General features: G+C 71.6%; 16 protein-coding genes and 1 pseudogene. 8 read left to right on the top strand and 9 right to left on the bottom strand.

The genetic code is table 11. From position 1 onward, the window contains the following. Positions 1-165: 165 nt before the first annotated feature. The 3 genes from OO52_RS03155 to OO52_RS03145 form a co-directional block, all read right to left on the bottom strand. Entirely contained in the window at positions 166-1,341 is a 1,176-nt protein-coding gene (locus tag OO52_RS03155; RefSeq protein WP_030640689.1) for an acyltransferase family protein, read from the bottom strand. 297 nt (positions 1,342-1,638) lie between these two features. Then, positions 1,639-2,031 carry a tautomerase enzyme gene (locus OO52_RS51950; RefSeq protein WP_234337717.1) on the bottom strand — a complete coding sequence of 131 codons (393 nt, stop codon included), beginning with the start codon at positions 2,029-2,031 and terminating at the stop codon, positions 1,639-1,641. A gap of 105 nt (positions 2,032-2,136) precedes the next feature. After that, positions 2,137-2,832 (bottom strand): SDR family NAD(P)-dependent oxidoreductase, encoded by a 696-nt coding sequence (locus OO52_RS03145; RefSeq protein ID WP_030640685.1) that lies wholly within the window; start codon positions 2,830-2,832, stop codon positions 2,137-2,139. Positions 2,833-2,934: 102 nt separating this feature from the next. Here OO52_RS03145 and OO52_RS03140 point away from each other — a divergent pair, with 102 nt between their 5' ends. The 4 genes from OO52_RS03140 to OO52_RS03120 all read left to right on the top strand — a co-directional run bounded on the left by OO52_RS03140 (position 2,935) and on the right by OO52_RS03120 (position 6,718). Further along, positions 2,935-3,813, top strand: a complete 879-nt coding sequence (locus OO52_RS03140; protein ID WP_030640683.1) for a helix-turn-helix domain-containing protein — start codon at positions 2,935-2,937, stop codon at positions 3,811-3,813. Between the two features lie 283 nt (positions 3,814-4,096). Next, a complete protein-coding gene (locus OO52_RS03130; protein ID WP_324606040.1) occupies positions 4,097-4,789 on the top strand; it encodes a DUF6081 family protein in 693 nt (230 codons plus the stop codon). 4 nt (positions 4,790-4,793) lie between these two features. Further along, entirely contained in the window at positions 4,794-5,573 is a 780-nt protein-coding gene (locus tag OO52_RS03125) for a TetR/AcrR family transcriptional regulator (protein ID WP_063738770.1), read from the top strand. Beyond that, on the top strand, positions 5,570-6,718 hold the full coding sequence (locus tag OO52_RS03120; protein WP_030640675.1) for a PP2C family protein-serine/threonine phosphatase: 1,149 nt from the start codon (positions 5,570-5,572) through the stop codon (positions 6,716-6,718). The genes OO52_RS03125 and OO52_RS03120 overlap by 4 nt, the downstream gene beginning before the upstream one ends. A 34-nt stretch (positions 6,719-6,752) precedes the next feature. Here OO52_RS03120 and OO52_RS03115 read toward each other — a convergent pair whose 3' ends face one another. The 3 genes from OO52_RS03115 to OO52_RS03105 are packed head-to-tail and all read right to left on the bottom strand — an operon-like array spanning position 6,753 to position 10,517. Next, entirely contained in the window at positions 6,753-8,984 is a 2,232-nt protein-coding gene (locus OO52_RS03115) for a xanthine dehydrogenase family protein molybdopterin-binding subunit (RefSeq protein WP_030640672.1), read from the bottom strand. Further along, positions 8,981-9,982, bottom strand: a complete 1,002-nt coding sequence (locus tag OO52_RS03110; protein WP_030640670.1) for an FAD binding domain-containing protein — start codon at positions 9,980-9,982, stop codon at positions 8,981-8,983. Before OO52_RS03110 ends, OO52_RS03115 begins: the two co-directional genes overlap by 4 nt. A gap of 10 nt (positions 9,983-9,992) precedes the next feature. Further along, complete coding sequence (locus OO52_RS03105) at positions 9,993-10,517, bottom strand: (2Fe-2S)-binding protein (protein WP_030640668.1); 525 nt, start codon at positions 10,515-10,517, stop codon at positions 9,993-9,995. A gap of 605 nt (positions 10,518-11,122) precedes the next feature. On the opposite strand from OO52_RS03105, the gene OO52_RS53910 reads away from it, so the two are divergent. After that, a complete protein-coding gene (locus OO52_RS53910) occupies positions 11,123-11,530 on the top strand; it encodes a hypothetical protein (protein ID WP_078876698.1) in 408 nt (135 codons plus the stop codon). A 97-nt stretch (positions 11,531-11,627) separates the two neighbouring features. Here OO52_RS53910 and OO52_RS03095 read toward each other — a convergent pair whose 3' ends face one another. Then, positions 11,628-12,548 carry a hypothetical protein gene (locus OO52_RS03095; protein ID WP_030640664.1) on the bottom strand — a complete coding sequence of 307 codons (921 nt, stop codon included), beginning with the start codon at positions 12,546-12,548 and terminating at the stop codon, positions 11,628-11,630. Between the two features lie 376 nt (positions 12,549-12,924). On the opposite strand from OO52_RS03095, the gene OO52_RS03090 reads away from it, so the two are divergent. Both OO52_RS03090 and katG read left to right on the top strand, forming a co-directional pair. Beyond that, positions 12,925-13,362 (top strand): Fur family transcriptional regulator, encoded by a 438-nt coding sequence (locus OO52_RS03090; protein ID WP_030640662.1) that lies wholly within the window; start codon positions 12,925-12,927, stop codon positions 13,360-13,362. A gap of 33 nt (positions 13,363-13,395) precedes the next feature. Beyond that, positions 13,396-15,621, top strand: coding sequence for a catalase/peroxidase HPI (katG, locus tag OO52_RS03085; RefSeq protein WP_030640658.1), 2,226 nt, complete (start codon positions 13,396-13,398; stop codon positions 15,619-15,621). Positions 15,622-15,719: 98 nt separating this feature from the next. Here katG and OO52_RS03080 read toward each other — a convergent pair whose 3' ends face one another. Then, positions 15,720-16,286 (bottom strand): GlcG/HbpS family heme-binding protein, encoded by a 567-nt coding sequence (locus OO52_RS03080; protein ID WP_030640656.1) that lies wholly within the window; start codon positions 16,284-16,286, stop codon positions 15,720-15,722. A 358-nt stretch (positions 16,287-16,644) separates the two neighbouring features. Between OO52_RS03080 and OO52_RS03075 the strand changes: the two are divergent. Continuing rightward, positions 16,645-17,034 (top strand): annotated as a pseudogene (locus OO52_RS03075) (DNA-binding response regulator); the annotation flags it as partial. Positions 17,035-17,172: 138 nt separating this feature from the next. On the opposite strand, the gene OO52_RS03070 reads toward OO52_RS03075, so the two are convergent. After that, on the bottom strand, positions 17,173-18,132 hold the full coding sequence (locus OO52_RS03070) for a serine hydrolase (RefSeq protein WP_037628547.1): 960 nt from the start codon (positions 18,130-18,132) through the stop codon (positions 17,173-17,175). Positions 18,133-18,402: the final 270 nt, after the last annotated feature.

Genomic DNA, 18,402 nt, shown 5'->3' with positions numbered 1-18,402 from the left:
TTCCCGCGCACGTCGACTCGGCTCCTTCGGTGCGTTCACCTGGTGTCGGCCCGCCGACGTGTGCCGTCGGGCCGGTGTCGGTGAGCCGCCTACCCCGAAACCCGCGGGACTCTCCTCGCTGTTGCGGACGTCACCCGTGCGTGCGACCGGCCGTGACCGCAGGGGTCAGTCACGCGCCGGTGCCGGGGCCTCCCGGCGGACCGGTACGGGGTCCGGCTGCGGAGAAGGACGGCGGCGGCGCAGCAGCAGGCGCCGTGCCGGGCGCTCCACTCCCTCGTACAGCGCCCAGGACAGCGCGAGCGACACGGTGAACGCCGTCGCGGTGACCGCCAGCCCCGGCAGTGCGCCGAAATGTGGCTTCTTGCCCAGCAGCTCCGTCGCTGCGCGCAGCACCAGCAGATGGATCATGTAGAAGGCGAAGGACAGCTCCCCGAGCCGTACCATCCGCCGGCCCCGCCACAGGGACGGCAGCCCGTGCAGGTCGGCGACCGCCGCCGCGGGGATGAGCAGGGCGAACCCGGCGATGGTGCACACGGTGGCGGCGTAGCCGGGCGTGACCTGCGGGACCATGAAGTAGCCGATGACGGCCAGGGCGAGCGAGGCCTCCAGACCGGGTCCGCGCCAGCGGCCGAGCAGCACCAGCCGCGCGGTGACCGCACCGAGCACGAACTCGGGCAGCCGCGCGGCCGGAAACGAGTAGATCGAGTAGGTCCACCAGTGGTGGGCGTCCGCCCAGGCCAGCACCAGGACCGCCGCCACCGACAGGCCGCCCAGCGCGGCCGAGCCGCGCGCCCCGAGCCGGCGCAGCAGCAGGATCAGCAGCGGGAAGGCGGCGTAGAAGAACGCCTCGCAGGCCAGTGACCAGCTCACCGGGTTCAGCGTCTGCCACCACGGGCGCCACCAGGAGTGCAGCAGCAGCGCGTTCGCCAGCGTCTGCTTCGCCGTGGGCCGTGCCTGGTGCGTCAGCGTGTACGCCATGAGGAGAGCGACGGCGAGGGTGGCCAGATGCACCGGGTAGATCCGGGCGACGCGCCGCCGCCAGAAGGCGAGCGCGCGGTCGTGGGGCCGCGCCGACCAGGTCAGGACGAATCCGGACAGGACGAAGAAGAACGACACTCCGGTGGCGCCGGCGCCGAAGGCCCAGGACACGAGGCGGCCACCGGTGCCGCCGAACCAGCCGAAGTTGTGCACGTGCAGTCCGAACACCAGCAGCGCCGCCATCCAGCGCAGCCCGGTGAGAGACGGCAGGGAGGGCAGGGCGGCCGGTGCGGGGGACCCGGCGGTCGCCGCGCCGGTCCGGGCGGGTGGCGTCCGGAGCGCCGGGGTCGTCGCCGTGGTCATCACATCACCTGCCGCAGGGGGTTCGCGTGGGGCATGAAGGGGTACGTTGCCCGCCGGCCCCCGGTCCATCACGTCGCATGCGAAACATCACACTGCTGCCGAACGACGGACCACCGCGCATGCCACGGACGGCGGGACCGGGTGCGCCCGCCCGGGTGAGCCCGCTCACCGCGGTGGCGGGTGCAATCCGTGAACCCCCGGACAGTTCAGCCGGCCAGTTCCTTCCTGGACGTGCCGTGATCAAACAACGCGGCCGGCGCCCCACGCGGCGAGCGCGGGGCGCCGGCCGCGCGCTTCTCACGCGCTGAGCGCGGTGCGGACGGCCTCGGCCTTCTCCTCGGTGAACACGCCGCTGTCGAGGAGGGAGAGGACGGACAGCACGGCGCCGCGCGAGCCCCAGCTGCCCTCGTCGATCACGCGGAAGGTGACCCACCAGGCCGGCGACGGCTCCGCCGGACCGCAGGCGTCGGCCATCGCGGCCAGGACGCGCTTGAGGACCTCGGCGCGGACTTCCTGGCGCCAGTCGCCGTCCATCACCGTGACGTCGATCACCATCGCGTCGGCGGCCGGTCCCGCATCCGCCAGCAGCCGGCCGCCGACGGCCATCATGTCGGGCTCCCGCTCGGTGAAGTGCACCTGGAATCCGACCCGCGCGGCCGGGGCGAACTGGTCGACCTCGGGCACGAGCACGGCGTCCGTCAGTGTCTCGGCGAGCTGAGCCTACCCCGGTCTATAACGAGTGTCATAACCCTCCTTCCTGCCGGGCGCGCCCGGATTCAGAGGTGGATCACTGGATCACCAAGGCATCTCACCGTGACGGTCACGGAAGGTTCCGGTCGGGCCGTCCGACCCGATGGTGGCGAGTCCGACGATCGCGTCGGTCCCCTCGGTCACCGTCTGCGGTCCGCTGTGCCCGTTGAAGTCGGTCGCGGTGTAGCCCGGGTCGGCCGCGTTCACCTTCACGTCCGGCAAGGACTTCGCGTACTGCGTGGTCAGCATGGTCACGGCGGCCTTCGACGCCGTGTAGAGCGGTGCGACGGCCCGGCCCTCGACGCGCTCGGGGTCATGGGTGGCCGCGAACGACCCCATACCGCTGGACACATTGACGATGACAGGGTTCGCGGACTTGCGCAGCAGAGGCAGGAACGCGTGCGTCACCCGGACGATCCCCACGACGTTGACCTCGAACACCTCGCTCGCGTCGGCGGCGGTGATCTGGTCGGCGGGGCTGTGCGTCCCGAGAACACCGGCGTTGTTGATCAGGACGTCGATGCCGCCCTCGCGGGCCTCGACGTCGGCGGCGGCCGCGGCCACCGACGCGTCGTCCGTCACATCGATCTGGACGAAACGGGCGCCGAGCGCGTCGGCGGCCGCCTGGCCGCGCTCTGGATCACGAGCGCCGACGAGGACGGTGTGGCCGGCCTCGATCAAGCGGCGGGCGGTCTCGTACCCGAGGGACTTGTTGGCTCCTGTGATGAATGTTGTGGTCATGGGTTCACTGTCGGCCCGTGCTACGACGACAACCAGTGCCCCCTGCGACGGTAGGACAGCCAGTACCAGGCACGACGGCTCTCCGGCGGACACAATGGTCGCGTGGACGAAACCCTGGGTACGGCATTGCGCCGCTGGCGCGACCGGCTCTCTCCCCTCGACGTCGGGCGGACTTCGCGGCCCGGACGACGTGCGCTGGGGTTGCGACGCGAGGAACTGGCCGAACTCGCGGGACTGTCGGTCGACTACGTGGTGCGGCTGGAGCAGGGGCGCGCCACGAGCCCTTCCGCACAGGTCGTCGCGAGCCTGGCCAGGGCTCTGCAGCTGCAGCCCATGGAACGCGATCACGCCTACCGGCTGGCCGGCCTCCTCCCTCCCCAGGAGGGGACGATCTCCACGCATGTTCCAGCCGGGGTCCAACGGATGCTGGCTCGCCTCGGCGAGTTCCCCGTGGGTGTGTTCAGCGCCGACTGGACCTTGCTGTCCTGGACTCCCGCCTGGGCGGCGCTGCTGGGCGACCCCGGCGCACGGACACACGACGAGCGGAACCTGGTGCGGGCGGTCTTCACCGCAGCGCCCTCAGGGCTCGCGGCCTGGCCCGTGCTCCAGGAAGACGACGCCCTCAGCCCCGCCCTCGTCGCCGACCTGCGCACGGCTCTCGTCAACTACCCGCGCGACCGTGGCCTGGCCGCCCTTGTCGAGGAACTGCGGTCCACCAGCGCGGAGTTCTCCCGGCTGTGGGACGAGGGCGCGGTCGGTCCGCACGTCTCGGCCCGCAAGACCATCGTCCACCCCCAGGTCGGCGAGGTGACGTGCGACTGCGACGTGCTCACCGTCCCGGGCTGCGACGTCCGGCTCGTCGTCTACACGGTGGCCGCGGGTTCCGCCGACGCGGAAAAGCTGGAGTTCCTGCGGGTCACGAACGGCGTCCGCGCCGACGGCCCCTCGCCTTCGGGGCCCGGTCTGTTGTCCCCGTCGTGACGATCGGGCCGTCTTGCTTCCGCGTTGAGGTCCCCGGCCGCAGCGCCCTCCCGGAACAGCAGCGTGGGTGCACTCCTGGTCGGTCTTGTCCGGGGCGTTCCCGTGGGTCTCCTGCATGGTCAGCGGATTCGTCGGCGACTGCGCCGGGCGGCTCCGCGTAGAGGTCCCCAGCCCTGCGAGCCGGGCCGGTTCCGCCCACTTGACCATGGTGTCCGCCGGACAGCCGTTTCGCCTGGTACTGGCCGTCCCACCGTCGCGGAGGGCACTGGTTGTCCTCTGACCCCTGGCCAAAAGTGAACTGTGGCGTCGGGCGGCTCGTGCAGACCGCCCGCTTCGACGCCCATCACGGCCAGATCGTCAGCGCGAAGGGAAAGACCCACTCCCGGACGGCACGACGTTCGTCGCTGACGAGCCGGGAGCCAACGTCACGGTCGGCGATGGTGGTGTGCGGATCGCCGTCGACCGGTTCACCCAGAGCCACCCCGTCCAGACGGCCGACAACTGCAAGTTCCTCGTGCTCTCCACCGAGGACTTCACCTTGCCCGAGGCCGGCAGGCTCAGCTTCTCCGCCTCGATCGCAGCCGAGGCGATCAACGCGACGCCGTACGACCACCGCGACGGCTTCGCGGCCTTCGTGCTCTGCGATCCGGTCAACGGCTGGGTCTACGACCTCTGCACCAGCGGCGAGACCGCGTTCGCGATCACCGAACGCCTGCCGTACCCCGGGGTGACCTCACCCTTCACCCGCGTGGTGAGCGACCCGCTGTACAGCCCTTCCGCGGCGCCCGGACAGCTCCACCACTGCGAGATCACCATCGACACCGCCGCCGGACGGGTCACCTGGCAGCTTGACGGAAAGACCGTCCACGAACAGCTGGTCGCCGAGCTCTTCGCTGAACCGCTGTCCCCGCCGACGCGGGCGGAAATCTGGAAAAAGATAAGTATGTTCGGATTAAATAACCTCCGGTATCGTTGATAACATGAGCAATAGATCGCTGATCCTTGAGGCGGCGACCGAACTGCTGGAGGCGTCACCCACCGGTGACGTGGCCACCCGAGGCGTCGCCGAGAAGGCGGGTGTGCGGCAGCCTGTCATCTACCGCCTCTTCGGCGACAAGGACAGCCTCCTGGCCGCTGTCGTGGATCAGGGGTTCGCCCGGTATCTGGTCGCCAAACGGGCCGCCGAGCCGACCGCCGACCCGGTCGCGGACCTACGGCGGGGCTGGGACCAGCACACTCAGTTCGCCCTGGAGCATCCCAATCTGTACCGCCTGATGGCCGACCCGGGGCCGGCCTGCGTACCCAAGGCGATCGACGAGATGCACGCGCTGCTGCACGCCACGCTGGAGCGCGTGGCACAGGCCGGGTGTCTCGCCGTCGAGCCGGACCGGGCGGCCGACATCGTGATCGCCGCGAACACCGGTGTCGCCCTCACCCTGCTGACCCGGCCCGGCACGCGGCCCGACACCGACCTGTCGGCGCGGGTCAGGGACGTGGTGCTGGCGGGGGTCCTGACGCCGGAGGCGTCCGCGGGCGACACATCCCCGTCGGCCGGCACGCAGCGGGCCGCCACCACCCTGGCGGCGCTGCTGCGTTGCGACCCTCCGCGATCGTTCACACCCGCGGAACGAGCGTTGCTGGCCGAATGGCTCACCCGGCTCATCGACGACGGCGCCACACTTGGATCCCGCACCGACGGACCCCGCACCGACGGTTCCTGCGGTAACGGATCCCGCACCCCGGACCGGAGCACGACGTGACGGCTGCGACGACGAAGACATCCACCACCGAGGTCCTGCCGGCCTGGAACCGGGGATCACCCCACCCGCTCTGGCTGACCGTCCCGTTGCTGCTGGTCATCGCCATCCCGACAGCCGACGCGTTCCTGCCGCCGGACATCCATCTCGCCCACCTCCTGGTCGTCGCCACCGCGTTCACCGCCATGGCCTACGGCCCGAGAGCCACGTCGCTGGTCGGCGCACTCGCCGTCCTCGCGCTGATCGCCGCCGGCACGGAGCGGGGAACCCTCGTCACCGAGAGCGTGCTGGTCGAACTGTGCACGCTCGCGGCGCTCTGCGTGCTGCTGGTCGCCTTCACCCACCTGCGGGACCGGCGCGGACGGGAACTGCTCAGAGCGCGTGCCGTCTCGGACACCGCACAACGTGTCGTCCTGCGTCCGCTCCCCACGCGCGCCGGACCACTGTCCCTCGCCAGCGAATACCACAGCGCCGAGGCCGACACCTACATCGGCGGGGACCTCTACGCCGCGGCCCGGACCTCCCGCTCCACCCGCCTGGTCATCGGGGACGTCCGCGGGAAGGGCCTCGCCTCCATCAGCGACACCGCCATCGTGCTGGGCGCCTTCCGCGCCGTCGCCCACCGCCCCGTCCCGCTGCCGGAACTCGTCGCCTACGTGGAGGACGCCGTCCACTGGGGCCTCAACGAGTTCTCGGAAGTCGACCCGGACGTCGGGGAACGCTTCGTGACCGCCGTGGTGCTCGACATCCCGGACGACCAGCCCGTGGTGCACATGATCAGCTGCGGGCATCCGCCGCCCCTCCTGCTGTGCCGCTCGTCCGGGACCGCGACCGCCCTGCATGTCACCGACCCGGCGCCGCCGCTCGGTCTGGGCGCCCTGTCCGACAGCACGGCGTACACGGCGGCGACCTTCCCCTTCCACGACGGGGACAGGATCCTGCTCTACACCGACGGCGTCACCGAGACCCGCGACAGCGACGGCGCGTTCTACCCGCTCGCCGAACGCCTCGCGAAGTGGTCCGAGCTCGCCCCCGGCCCGCTCCTGCGGGAGATCGTCGCCGACCTGCGCGACCACGCCGGCGGCCTGGTCCACGACGACATGGCCATGATGGTCGTACAACGCGACGGAGCGCTCGCCGCCGGCTGAGGGACGCAGCCGCGCGGCCCGGCGCAGCCGGACGTCACAGCAGGTCTTCGATGGTGATCGGGAACCGTCGCACCCGGCGGCCGGTCGCGTGACGGACGGCGTTCGCGATCGCGGCGGCGGCACCCACCTGACCGATCTCCCCGACGCCCTTGACGCCCAACGGATTCACCACGCTGTCGCCGACCTCGACCAGTTCCACGTCGACGTCGGGGGCGTCCGCGTTGACGGCGACCAGGTACTCGCCCAGGCTCGCACTGGCCCAGTGCCCGGTGCGCGGATGCATGTGGTTGGCCTCCAGCAGCGCCTGGCCGAGCCCCCAGAGCATGCCGCCCATCAGCTGGCTCCGGGCCGTCTTGGGGTTGAGCACCCGGCCGGGAGCGAAGGCCCCGGTCATGCGCCGCACCCGGACCAGGCCCAGCTCCGGGTCGACGGCCACCTCGGCGAACTGTGCCCCGAACGTCATCATCGCGAACTCGGCGCCCTGGCCGGGCGGACTCCACACGCCGAGTGCCTCGGCGTCGGGCTGGAAGGTGCGCTGGAGCAGACCGGCGTACGACTCGGAGGCCGTCCCGGAGGTCATCACCCCGTCCCGCACGACCACGTCGAGCGGGTCGGCACCGTGCAGCGGGGAGCCGGCGTCGGCGACGGCCCGGTGGACGAGCTGGTCGCGCAGCGCGACCCCGGCACTGTGCACGGCGGCGCTGATCATGCCCGCCCCCGCGGAGCCCACCGCGGCCGCGATGTTGGGCAGGTCCGTGTCGCCGTTCTCGAACCGGCAGCGGTCCACCCGCAGGCCGAGGGCGTCGGCGGCGACCTGGGTCATGACCGTGGTGACACCCGTGCCGAAGTCGGGAGTGGCGGCCTGGACGACCGCGGTGCCGTCGGCGTAGACGCGGGCACGCGCGCGCTGCGGGTTGGCGGGCGGGGCGACCGGATAGCCGGCGCTGGCCATGCCCGTGCCGATCAGCCAGTTCCCCTCGCGGCGCACACCCGGCCGAGGGTCGCGGCCCTCCCAGCCGAAGCGCGCGGCACCCCGCTCGTAGCACTCGCGAAGGCCGCTGCTGGACCAGGGCAGGCCCGAGGAGGGGCTGACGTCCGCGTGGTTGCGCAGGCGCAGGGCGACCGGGTCCATGCCGAGTACCTGGGCCAGTTCGTCCATCGCGCACTCCAGCGCGAGCATGCCGCTCGCCTCGCCGGGTGCCCGCATGAACGTCGGGGTCATGGTGTTGGCCCGGAAGATCCGGTAGACGCCGTCGAAGTTCGGGCAGGCGTAGATCTCCGAGGAGACGCCGATCGACGGCTCGGCCCAGTCGTCGAAGTGCGAGGTCGGCGACAGCTTGTGGTGCCTGATCGCGGTCAGCCGGCCGTCACGCGTCGCGCCCAGGGCGATGGTCTGCTCCTGCTCCTCACGGTGCCCGACCGACGTGAACATCTGCTCGCGGGTCAGCACCAGCTTGACCGGCCTGCCGACCTCGCGGGCGGCCAGCGCGGCCAGCGCGGCATGGTCGTGGATCATGGCCTTGGAGCCGAAGCTTCCGCCCACGTGGTGACTGACGACCCGGATCTTCGACAGCGGGGTCCCGAGCAGCCGGGCGACGGTGATCTGCGTGGCGTTGACGCCCTGGGTCGAGTCGTGAAGCACCAGCTCGTCGGCGTCCCACGCGGCGGTGGTGCTCGATGCCTCCAGGGGGTTGTGATGGTTCGCGGCGTAGGTGTAGGTCGCCTCCACCCGTACGTCCGCCTCGGCCAGGCCCGCCTCGACGTCCCCGCGCCGGATCCGGCCCGGCAGCCAGCCGCCGAAGATGCGATCGGGCACGTACGCCCGGTCGCGGCCCTGATCGAGGGTGATCACCGGCTGCGTCTCCTCGTAGCGGACGCGCAGCACGCTCGCCGCGTGCTGGGCCCGCTCCCAGGTGTCCGCCACGACGATCGCGATGTGCTGGCCCGCGTAGTGGATCACGTCGTCCTGCAAGGGGAAGAACGTCTGTCCGGGCGCCGCGGTGCCGGCCAGTGAGGGGGTCAGTGGCGGCTGCTCCGCGATCCTCGGCAGGTTCTGATGGGTGAGGACGGCGAGCACGCCGTCCTCGGCCAGGGCGGTGCTCGCGTCGATCCCGGTCACGCGCCCGCTCGCGATCCGGGACCCGACCAGGCAGGCGTAGGCCGTGCCGGGGATCGGTATCTCGGCGGAGTAACGGGCGCTGCCGGTGACCTTGGACCGGCCGTCGACGCGGTCGAGGGGCTGTCCGATGGCCGTCGCGGTCGTCATGCCGGGCTCCCGGTGCCGTCGTCGGTGAGGGTCTCCAGGGCGCGCACGATGGCGCGCTGGGCGAGTTCGACCTTGAAGGCGTTCATGGGGGTCGGCCGGGCGGCGGCCAGTTCGGCCAGGGCCGCCTGGGCGAAGTTGACGCGGTTCGCCGGGGCGCCGATCATGAAGTCCTCGACCCGCTGGGCCCGCCAGGGCTTCGTGGCCACACCCCCGAGCGCCACGCGGATGTCCGCCACCGTGCCGTTCACCAGGGACAGCGCGGCCGCCACCGAGACGAGTGCGAACTCGTAGCTCTCGCGGTCCCGTACCTTCAGGTACAGCGAACGGCGGGCCACGGGCATCGCGGGCACCTCGATCGCCGTGATCAACTCCCCGTGTTCCATCGGGTGCTCACGGTGCGGGGAGTCGTCGGGCAGCAGGAAGAAGTCCTCGAAGGCATAGGCCCGCTCGCCGTCGGGGGCCAGGGTGTGCACCCGTGCGTCCACCGCCATCAGGGCCACGGCCACGTCCGAAGGGTGCGTGGCGATGCAGTGCCTGCTGGTGCCGAGGACGGCGTGCCCGCGGCTGAAGCCGTCGAGCGCCGAGCAGCCCGTGCCCGGATCGCGCTTGTTGCACGGCGACCGGGCGTCCCGGTAGTACGAACACCGCACCCGTTGCAGCAGGTTACCGCCCATCGACGCCATGTGACGCAGCTGTGCCGAGGCACCCAGTTCCAGGGCCTGGCAGATCAGCGGGAAGCGCTCGCGCACCACGGGCGACGCGGCGACCTCGCTCATCCGGGCGAGGGCTCCGATGCGCAGGCCGCCCTCCCGGGTCGGCTCGATGCCGGTCAGCGGGAGGTGATTGATGTCCACGAGCCGCCGGGGGTGGAGGACGTTCTGGCGGAGCAGATCGATCTCGGTGGTGCCGCCGGCGAGGAAGTCGCTGGTGGGATCGGCGCTGACGGCGGCGACCGCGGTCGCGGGGTCGGTGACCCGGGAGTACGTGATCGGCTGCACGGCAGGGCTCCTAGGTTCCGTCGCGGACGGCGCGGATCGCGGCCCGGATGTGCGGATAGGCGGCGCAGCGGCAGATGTTGCCGCTCATCCACTCCTTGATCTCGGCGTCGTCGCCGGCGTGGCCCTCCTTGAGCAGTGCCACGGCCGACATGATCTGACCCGGCGTGCAGTAGCCGCACTGGAAGGCGTCCTCGGTGATGAACGCCCGCTGCATGGCGTGCAGTTGGTCCCCCTCGGCGAGCCCCTCGATCGTGGTGACCGCACGCCCCTCGCACGTCAGGGCGAGCGTCAGACAGGCCAGTACGCGAGTGCCGTCCACCCAGACGGTGCAGGCCCCGCAGGTTCCCTGGTCACAGCCCTTCTTGGCGCCGGTGAGGGAAAGGTGCTCGCGCAGGGCGTCGAGCAGGCTGACGCGAGGCTCGATCTCCAGAGAACGCTCCACGCCGTTCACCGACAGGGTGACCCTGACCGGTCCCGGGCCCCGCTCCGCGAGTGTGTGCCCACGTTGGGTGAGGGATGGACCGTGTACAGACATGGGTCACCTCCAACAAACGGGCATTTTCATTCTCATGCCGCCTCAAAAGTGCTGCAACCGTACGATTCTGGTATGGGAGACATCGCGTCAGTGGCTCGTGAAGCGGTGACCGTGGTCTTCACCTGGGAGGTGAAGCCGGGCAGGGAGGCCGAGTTCAGGGCAGGCGTTACCACGCCGTCGTCCGGTTCACCGACACCGCCGCGCCGGACCGCCGGCTCGCCTCACCGGCACGAGTCGCGCGGGAGGAGCGCGTACGACCGTTCGGTCACTCCGTACGGCCGAAGCTGACGACCGCAGGCCTGGACGGCCGGCCGTTGCCGTTGCGGACCCTGGTGTTCCCGGTGGCCCTCGCACCCCTGCTCCGTGCGCCGTCATGCCCTGGCTCAGCCGGGTAGAGCCACTACCCCCCTCACCGCTTGCCCCTTCATCTCGGCCGACGCACGGTTGAAAAAGGAAATAAGAGAACGAAACGGACATGCCCGTATGGGTGTCCGTGTGGGCGGGCCGCTGTCCATCCCAAGTCCTTTGGCGAACCGGTGGTCTGGCGGTCCCTCACGTCCAATTCGCCTGACAGTACCTCAGATACCCTCCATAGGAGACTAGTTATGCGTTTTGCGAAGTGGCCCCTCGCTGCCCTGGCAGGTCTCGCCCTCTCTCTGGGTGGTGCCGCGGCGTCGGCCTCCGCCGCTCCGGCCTCCCCGGCGGCAGCCCACTACACCGTCGACGACCACGGTGACCACGGCGGCTACGGCGGCTACGGCGGCTACGGCGGCTACGGACGGGGCTATGACAACGTCCGGTACGACGTCGAGGACTACGGCTGGTACGGCGGTCACGGCTACGGCGGCTATGACCACGGCGGATACGGTCACGACGGATTCGGTCATGGCGGATTCGGTCATGAAGGTCATGGCGGTCACGGTGGCGGCGGCCACGGCGGTCATGGCGGAGGTGGCCATGGCGGTGGCGGTCACGGTGGTGGCGGTCACGGTGGGGGTGGCCACGGCCGATAGTCGAGCAGCCAAGGGGGCCGGCCCGGTGCCGGCCCGCTTCGGCTCGCCCGTGGCGGCGGACCAGGAGATTGCCCGGCGCTGTCGAAAGGCCACGTCGTCAGCCGCGGGAGCCCGCACCCGCCGCCGGGCGCTCCAGCTCTGCGGCGGCCTTCTCGGCCCGGCGCCGGGCCTCCCGGACGGCGCGGCCGGCCTGCCGTTCCCGGTCCCGCGCGTCCCGCTCTGCGGCCCGGGCCCGCTGCTGCTCCTCCTCGGCGTCCCGCAGCCGCTCCCGCAGCTCACGGACCCGCTCCTCCGCTTCGGCCAGCCGCGCGCCGGCCTCCACCACCGCCCGCGCGGCGGCGTCGGCCACCTCCTGCTGTGCGCGCAGCTCCCGCTCGGCCTCGCGGGCCTCGGCGAGGCGCCGGCGCTGTTCCTCTTTCTCCCTGTCCTCGCGCTCCTTCCGGGCCTTGTCCTCTTGCCGGGCCTCGTCTTCCTTGCGGCCCTTGCCCCGGGCGGGCTTCCTCGGCTCGGGAGTGGGCCGGCGGCCGAGCAGGACTTCGTCGGCCGCGGGGAACCCGATCATCGAGCTGAGCGGCTTCACCAGCCGGCCCGCCGCCCACTCCCGCGCGGCCTCCGGGTCGGCGAGCGCGGCGTGCAGGGTCTCCTCGACCTCGCGCTGGACGCCCTCGCCCACCGGATGCCCCGCCTGGGCGGCGAGCTGCCGGGCCTGCCGTCCCAGCGCGCCGATCACCTCGTTCTGCCTGCGGGCCAGCTTGCGCAGTTGTGTACCGTCCAGCTCGCGGTGCGCCCGGCGCAGCTCCTCGCCGAGGCCGAGCAGCGGCTGCACCTGTTCCGGCTGCCGGCGCACCAGCAGATTGCTGACCCAGGCGGCCAGGCTCGGCCGCCGCAACGCGCCGATCTCCTTGGCGAGGGCCTGGTCACCGGCCTTGCGGGCATCCAGGGCGCGGCGGTCGCGGGTGGCCACGAACTCCTCCGGGCGCAGTCCGTACAGCTCGTCGGCGACGGCGTCCAGGTCCATGAGCGCCCCTCTCGACGGCCATCTCGATGACGGGCTCTGAGTGTCTCACTTGGGCGGGTTCATGTGCTCTTTTGGTTTATGTTCCGCACGGTGGGTTATGTGCCGTGCGGCGGGCCTGCCCGGAGTGCACCCGCATCACCGGTTCGGAGGACCGTCCGGCTCGCCGTGCGGATCGCGCCCGGTCGGGGCAACATGATGCGGGCATGCGGGGACCAGCCTCCGGCCGGCCCGGAAGGCGCATGCGTGAACGTACGCCCGGGCGAGCGGCGCAGCGGGCGGGAGGGCGCGGAAGTGGACGTGGGGCGACGACACGCGGCCAAAATTGCACCGTTCGTTTTCTTGAATCCCTCGTGTTTATGAGGATAGGTTCGCCGGCATGACCGCCTCCCCGACTCCGACCACCGCCGAGGAGCTCCGCGGTGCCGGCCTGCGCGTGACGGCAGCCCGCGTCGCGCTGCTGGAGACCGTCCGGGACGGCGACCACCTCGGCGTCGAGGCGATCGCCTCCGGAGTCCGCGATCGCGTAGGCCACATCTCCCTGCAAGCCGTCTACGAGGCCCTCCACGCGCTGACCGCGGCGGGTCTCGTACGCCGTATCGAGCCGGCCGGCCACCCGGCCCGGTACGAGGGGCGTGTGGGCGACAACCACCACCACATCGTGTGCCGGTCCTGCGGTGCCGTCGCCGACGTCGACTGTGCCGTCGGTGATGCGCCCTGCCTGACCGCCGCCGACGACCACGGCTTCGCCATCGACGAGGCCGAGGTCGTGTACTGGGGCCTGTGCCCCGACTGTTCCACCGGCCGCAGTTCCTGAGCACCGAGTTCCGCACAGTTCGGAAGGATTGCCATGACTGAGAACCACGACGCGATCGTCACAGACTCGAAGTCGGAGGAGGGGAGCGGCGGTTGCCCCGTCGCGCATGACCGGGCCCTGTACCCGGCCCAGGGTGGTGGCAACCGCCAGTGGTGGCCGGAGCGGCTCAACCTGAAGATCCTGGCGAAGAACCCTGCCGTGGCCAACCCGCTCGACGAGGACTTCGACTACGCCGAGGCCTTCAAGTCGCTCGACCTCGCGGCCGTGAAGCGGGACATCGCCGAGGTGCTCACGACGTCGCAGGACTGGTGGCCCGCCGACTTCGGCAACTACGGCCCGCTGATGATCCGTATGGCCTGGCACAGCGCGGGCACCTACCGCATCAGCGACGGCCGCGGTGGCGCCGGGGCCGGCCAGCAGCGCTTCGCCCCGCTCAACAGCTGGCCGGACAACGGCAACCTCGACAAGGCCCGCCGTCTGCTGTGGCCGGTCAAGAAGAAGTACGGCCAGAGCATCTCCTGGGCCGACCTGCTGATCCTCACCGGCAATGTCGCCCTGGAGACCATGGGCTTCAAGACCTTCGGCTTCGGCGGCGGCCGCGCGGACGTCTGGGAGGCGGAGGAGGACGTCTACTGGGGTCCCGAGACCACCTGGCTGGACGACAAGCGCTACACCGGCGAGCGCGAGCTGGAGAACCCGCTCGCCGCCGTGCAGATGGGCCTGATCTACGTCAACCCCGAGGGCCCGAACGGCAACCCGGACCCGATCGCCGCGGCCCGCGACATCCGCGAGACGTTCCGCCGCATGGCGATGAACGACGAGGAGACCGTCGCCCTGATCGCCGGCGGCCACACCTTCGGCAAGACCCACGGCGCCGGCCCCGCCGACCACGTCGGCCCCGACCCCGAGGCCGCCTCGCTGGAGGACCAGGGCCTGGGCTGGAGGAGCACCTACGGCACCGGCAAGGGCGGGGACGCCATCACCTCCGGCCTGGAGGTCACCTGGACCAGCACCCCGACCCAGTGGAGCAACGGGTTCTTCAAGAACCTGTTCGAGTTCGAGTACGAGCTGGAGCAGAGCCCGGCCGGCGCCAACCAGTGGGTGGCCAAGAACGCCCCCGAGATCATCCCGGACGCGCACGACTCGTCGAAGAAGCACCGCCCGCGGATGCTGACCACCGACCTCGCGCTGCGCTTCGACCCGATCTACGAGCCGATCTCCCGCCGGTTCTACGAGAACCCGGAGGAGTTCGCGGACGCCTTCGCCCGCGCCTGGTACAAGCTGACCCACCGCGACATGGGCCCGAAGTCGCTGTACCTCGGCCCGGAGGTCCCTCAGGAGACGCTGCTGTGGCAGGACCCGCTGCCGGAGCGCGAGGGCGAGCTGATCGACGACGCTGACATCGCCGCCCTGAAGACCAAGCTGCTCGAATCGGGCCTGTCCGTGTCCGAGCTGGTCACCACCGCGTGGGCGTCCGCCTCGACGTTCCGCGCCAGCGACAAGCGCGGCGGCGCCAACGGCGCCCGCATCCGCCTCGCCCCGCAGCGCGGCTGGGAGGTCAACGACCCCGACCAGCTGGCCCAGGTGCTGCGCACCCTGGAGAACGTCCAGCAGGAGTTCAACGCCTCCTCCGGCGCCAAGAAGGTCTCCCTGGCCGACCTCATCGTCCTCGGCGGTGCCGCCGCAGTGGAGAAGGCCGCCAAGGAAGCCGGCTACGAGATCCAGGTGCCCTTCACGCCGGGCCGTGTCGACGCGACCGAGGAGCACACCGACGTCGAGTCCTTCGAGGCGCTGGAGCCGACCGCGGACGGCTTCCGCAACTACCTCGGCAAGGGCAACCGCCTCCCGGCCGAGTACCTGCTGCTCGACAAGGCGAACCTGCTGGGCCTGAGCGCCCCGGAGACGACCGTCCTCGTCGGCGGCCTGCGCGTCCTCGGCGCCAACCACCAGCAGTCGCAGCTCGGCGTCCTCACCACGACGCCCGGCGTCCTCACCAACGACTTCTTCGTCAACCTGCTCGACATGGGTACGACGTGGAAGGCGACCTCCGAGGACCAGACCACGTTCGAGGGCCGCGACGCCGTCACCGGCGAGGTGAAGTGGGCCGGCAGCCGTGCCGACCTCGTCTTCGGCTCCAACTCCGAGCTGCGCGCGCTCGCCGAGGTCTACGCCAGCGACGACGCGAAGGAGAAGTTCGTCAAGGACTTCGTCGCCGCCTGGAACAAGGTCATGGACGCGGACCGCTTCGACCTCGTCTGACCGACCGGTCGCATCCCGCCCGACCCGTTGAACAGGACGTCCGGGTCCGCCCCGCTGGGCGGGCCCGGACGTCCTGCTTTCCGGCGGGACCGGGCGCGTCAACGGCCCAGCACCGCCGCGCCCGCCCGGGCGTACCGCTCGTCCAGGTCGCCCGACGGGGCGCCCGCGACACCGATGCCCGCGACCGGGGCGCCCTTGGCGGTCACCGGGGTGCCGCCCGCGAGGAACAGCGTGCCCGGGATGTCCTTCAGGGTCGGGGCCTGCGCCAGCCGCCCCGTCAGCTCGGAGGTCGGCGCGTTCCAGGACACCGCGGTGAACGCCTTGCGCTCCGCGGAGACGTACGACTGCGGGCCCGCGCCGTCGCCGCGCAGGGTGACCAGCGTGTTGCCGTTCCGGTCGACGACGGCCACGGAGACGTGCCGGCCGTCCTTCTCGGCGGCCTCGACCGCGGCGCGCGCCGCCTTCGTCGCGGCGTCCAGGGTGAGATGCGTGCTCTGGGTCAGCTCGCCGTTCCGGGCCGCGACGGGAGCGGCGTCGGGCGTGGCGTCCGTGGAATCGGCGGCGTTGGCGGCGACCGTGCCGACGACACCGGCACCGGCGACGGCCAGGGCGGCGCCGCCCACCAGGACGCGGGCACGGAGGGACGGCTTCTTACGGCTGGGCATGGTGCGGAACCTTCCGGTAGGGGCGGGGGCGGGGGCGGAGTCGCTCCCGGAACCGATCCTCGGCCCCGGACGGGCCGGGTTCCGTCGCCGGACCGGTTGCCTGTGGGGTCATCCGATCGGATGACCCCGGAGGGGCTGGGGGTGGGCACAATGGAGGGTGTTTGCCCAGTTCAGCGCGGAGAGGGAGGTGCCCGCGGTGCCCGTACCCGAACGCGACGACACGCGTGCCCTCACCGTCGTCATGCACACGGCGTTCTTCGTGCTGCTGTCCGCGTCCGTCGCCCGCTACCTGGCCCGGCACGCCGACGGACCGCACACCCCCTGGGTGATCGCCCTGTCCGTGCTGCTGGCCGCGCTCTACGTCCTGGTCCTCACCACGTACGACACCGACGCCGACGTCACCCGTGCCGTCGACGCGGGCGCCACAGGCTATCTGCTGAAGGCCGAGCGCGCCGAGGACCTGTTCACCGCGATCCACGCCGCCGCCCAGGGCCGCCCGGCCCTCTCGCCCCCGGTCGCCGACCGCGTCATGTCCCGTCTCCGCAACCCCCGCCCCACGCTGACACCCCGCGAACTGGACATCCTCACCCACCTCTCGCGCGGCCTCTCCAACCACGCCATCGCCCGCGCCCTCTACATCAGCGAGGCCACGGTGAAGACCCACCTGCGCCGCGTCTACGACAAGCTCGGCGTGGACACGCGGGCGGGCGCAGTGGCGGTGGCGAAGGAACAACGCCTGCTGACCTGACCGATGCCACGGAACGCCGACCCGGACAGACGCCCGGCAAGGGGCGCTCGCCGTCGCATGGCGCCGATGCGCCTGGCCGCGGGAAAGCCGGCGGTCGCGTGACGACCTGTCGCCGTATGGCGCCGGCGCGCCCGGCACCTACTTCCGCAACGCTTCGAACGCCTCCCGCCCCGCCACCCCGATTGCGAGGTCGATGTCCGGTGCCAGCCCCGCTCGGCGCCCCGCACGGGTCAGCGCGGCGATCGCCACCCGCTCCCCGGACTCGGCCTCGACGACCCCGATCTCATGCCGGAGATGCAGGAACGTGCCCGTCTTCCCGCTCCACCGCAGCGTGTCCGTCCGCAACTCGCTCGCCAGCCGCTGCGTGAACACCTGGAGCCCCATCAGCCGCCGCAGCTCCGCCGTCGCCCCGGGACCGGCGATCCGATCGCACCACACGCGCTCCAGCAGGCCGACGAGCGCCGCGGCCGAGCCGGCGTTGGCATGAGCCGGGTCCAGGGTCTCGATGGTGTGCCGGCCCGCCCGCTCGTCCCGGACGGCCAGCTCCAGCGCGAGGGAGAAGTCGTTGCCCGCGGCACCGGCGGCGCACTCGTACAGGTGGTTCATCCGGTGCCGCATCCGGATCCCGTCGCAGCCCCAGGTGCGCAGCCGCGCGTCGACGTCCGCCACCGGCACCAGGTCGAGCAGCGCGTCCGCGGCGGCGTTGTCGCTCACCGACAGCATGAGCGTGAGCAGGTCGCCGACGGCCACGGTGGCCGGGTACCGGAAGGCGGCGAGCCCGGTGGGGCCGACGCTGCTGGCGCCGGGGTCCACCGTGACCGGGTGCGCCGGGTCGAGGTCCCCGTTCGCGATCCGGTCCAGCACGACCAGGGCCAGCGGGACCTTCACCACCGACGCCAGGGGTGTCGACTCCTCGGCGTCGAAGCCGAGTTGCTCGCCGGTGTCGAGGTTACGGGCGAGGAAGGAGCCGCGGACACCGAGCGCCGCCCAGTCCGCGGCGATGGCCTCGGCGACGTCGAGGAGGGCACTGTCGTCGCCGACGTACACCGGCCGGTGCGCCGCTGCCGTGCCGATCGTTGAGCGGTTTGCCGTGTTCATCGACCCGTCGTGCCTCTCGGTGAGCCGCCTGCTGTGTTGATCGGTGAGCTGCCTCCCGGGTTCATCGGTGAGCTGCCTGCCGGTTCATCGGTGAGCTGCCCGCTGTGTCCATCCGCGAGCCGCCTGCCGGGATGCATCGGCGAACAGCCTGCCGTGTTCCCCCGCGAGCAACCTGCCGTGTTCCCCCGCGAGCCACCTGCCGTGTTCCCCCGCGAGCCGCCTGCCGTGATCATCCGCGAGCCCTCCACCCCGCTCATCCGCAAGCCCTCT

Origin of the sequence: Streptomyces flaveolus (assembly GCF_000716535.1) — a bacterium.
In the GTDB taxonomy this organism is placed as follows: Bacteria; Actinomycetota; Actinomycetes; order Streptomycetales; family Streptomycetaceae; genus Streptomyces; species Streptomyces flaveolus_A.
Note: the sequence above shows the minus strand (reverse complement) of the source record. Positions and strands in the feature narration are given on the sequence as shown.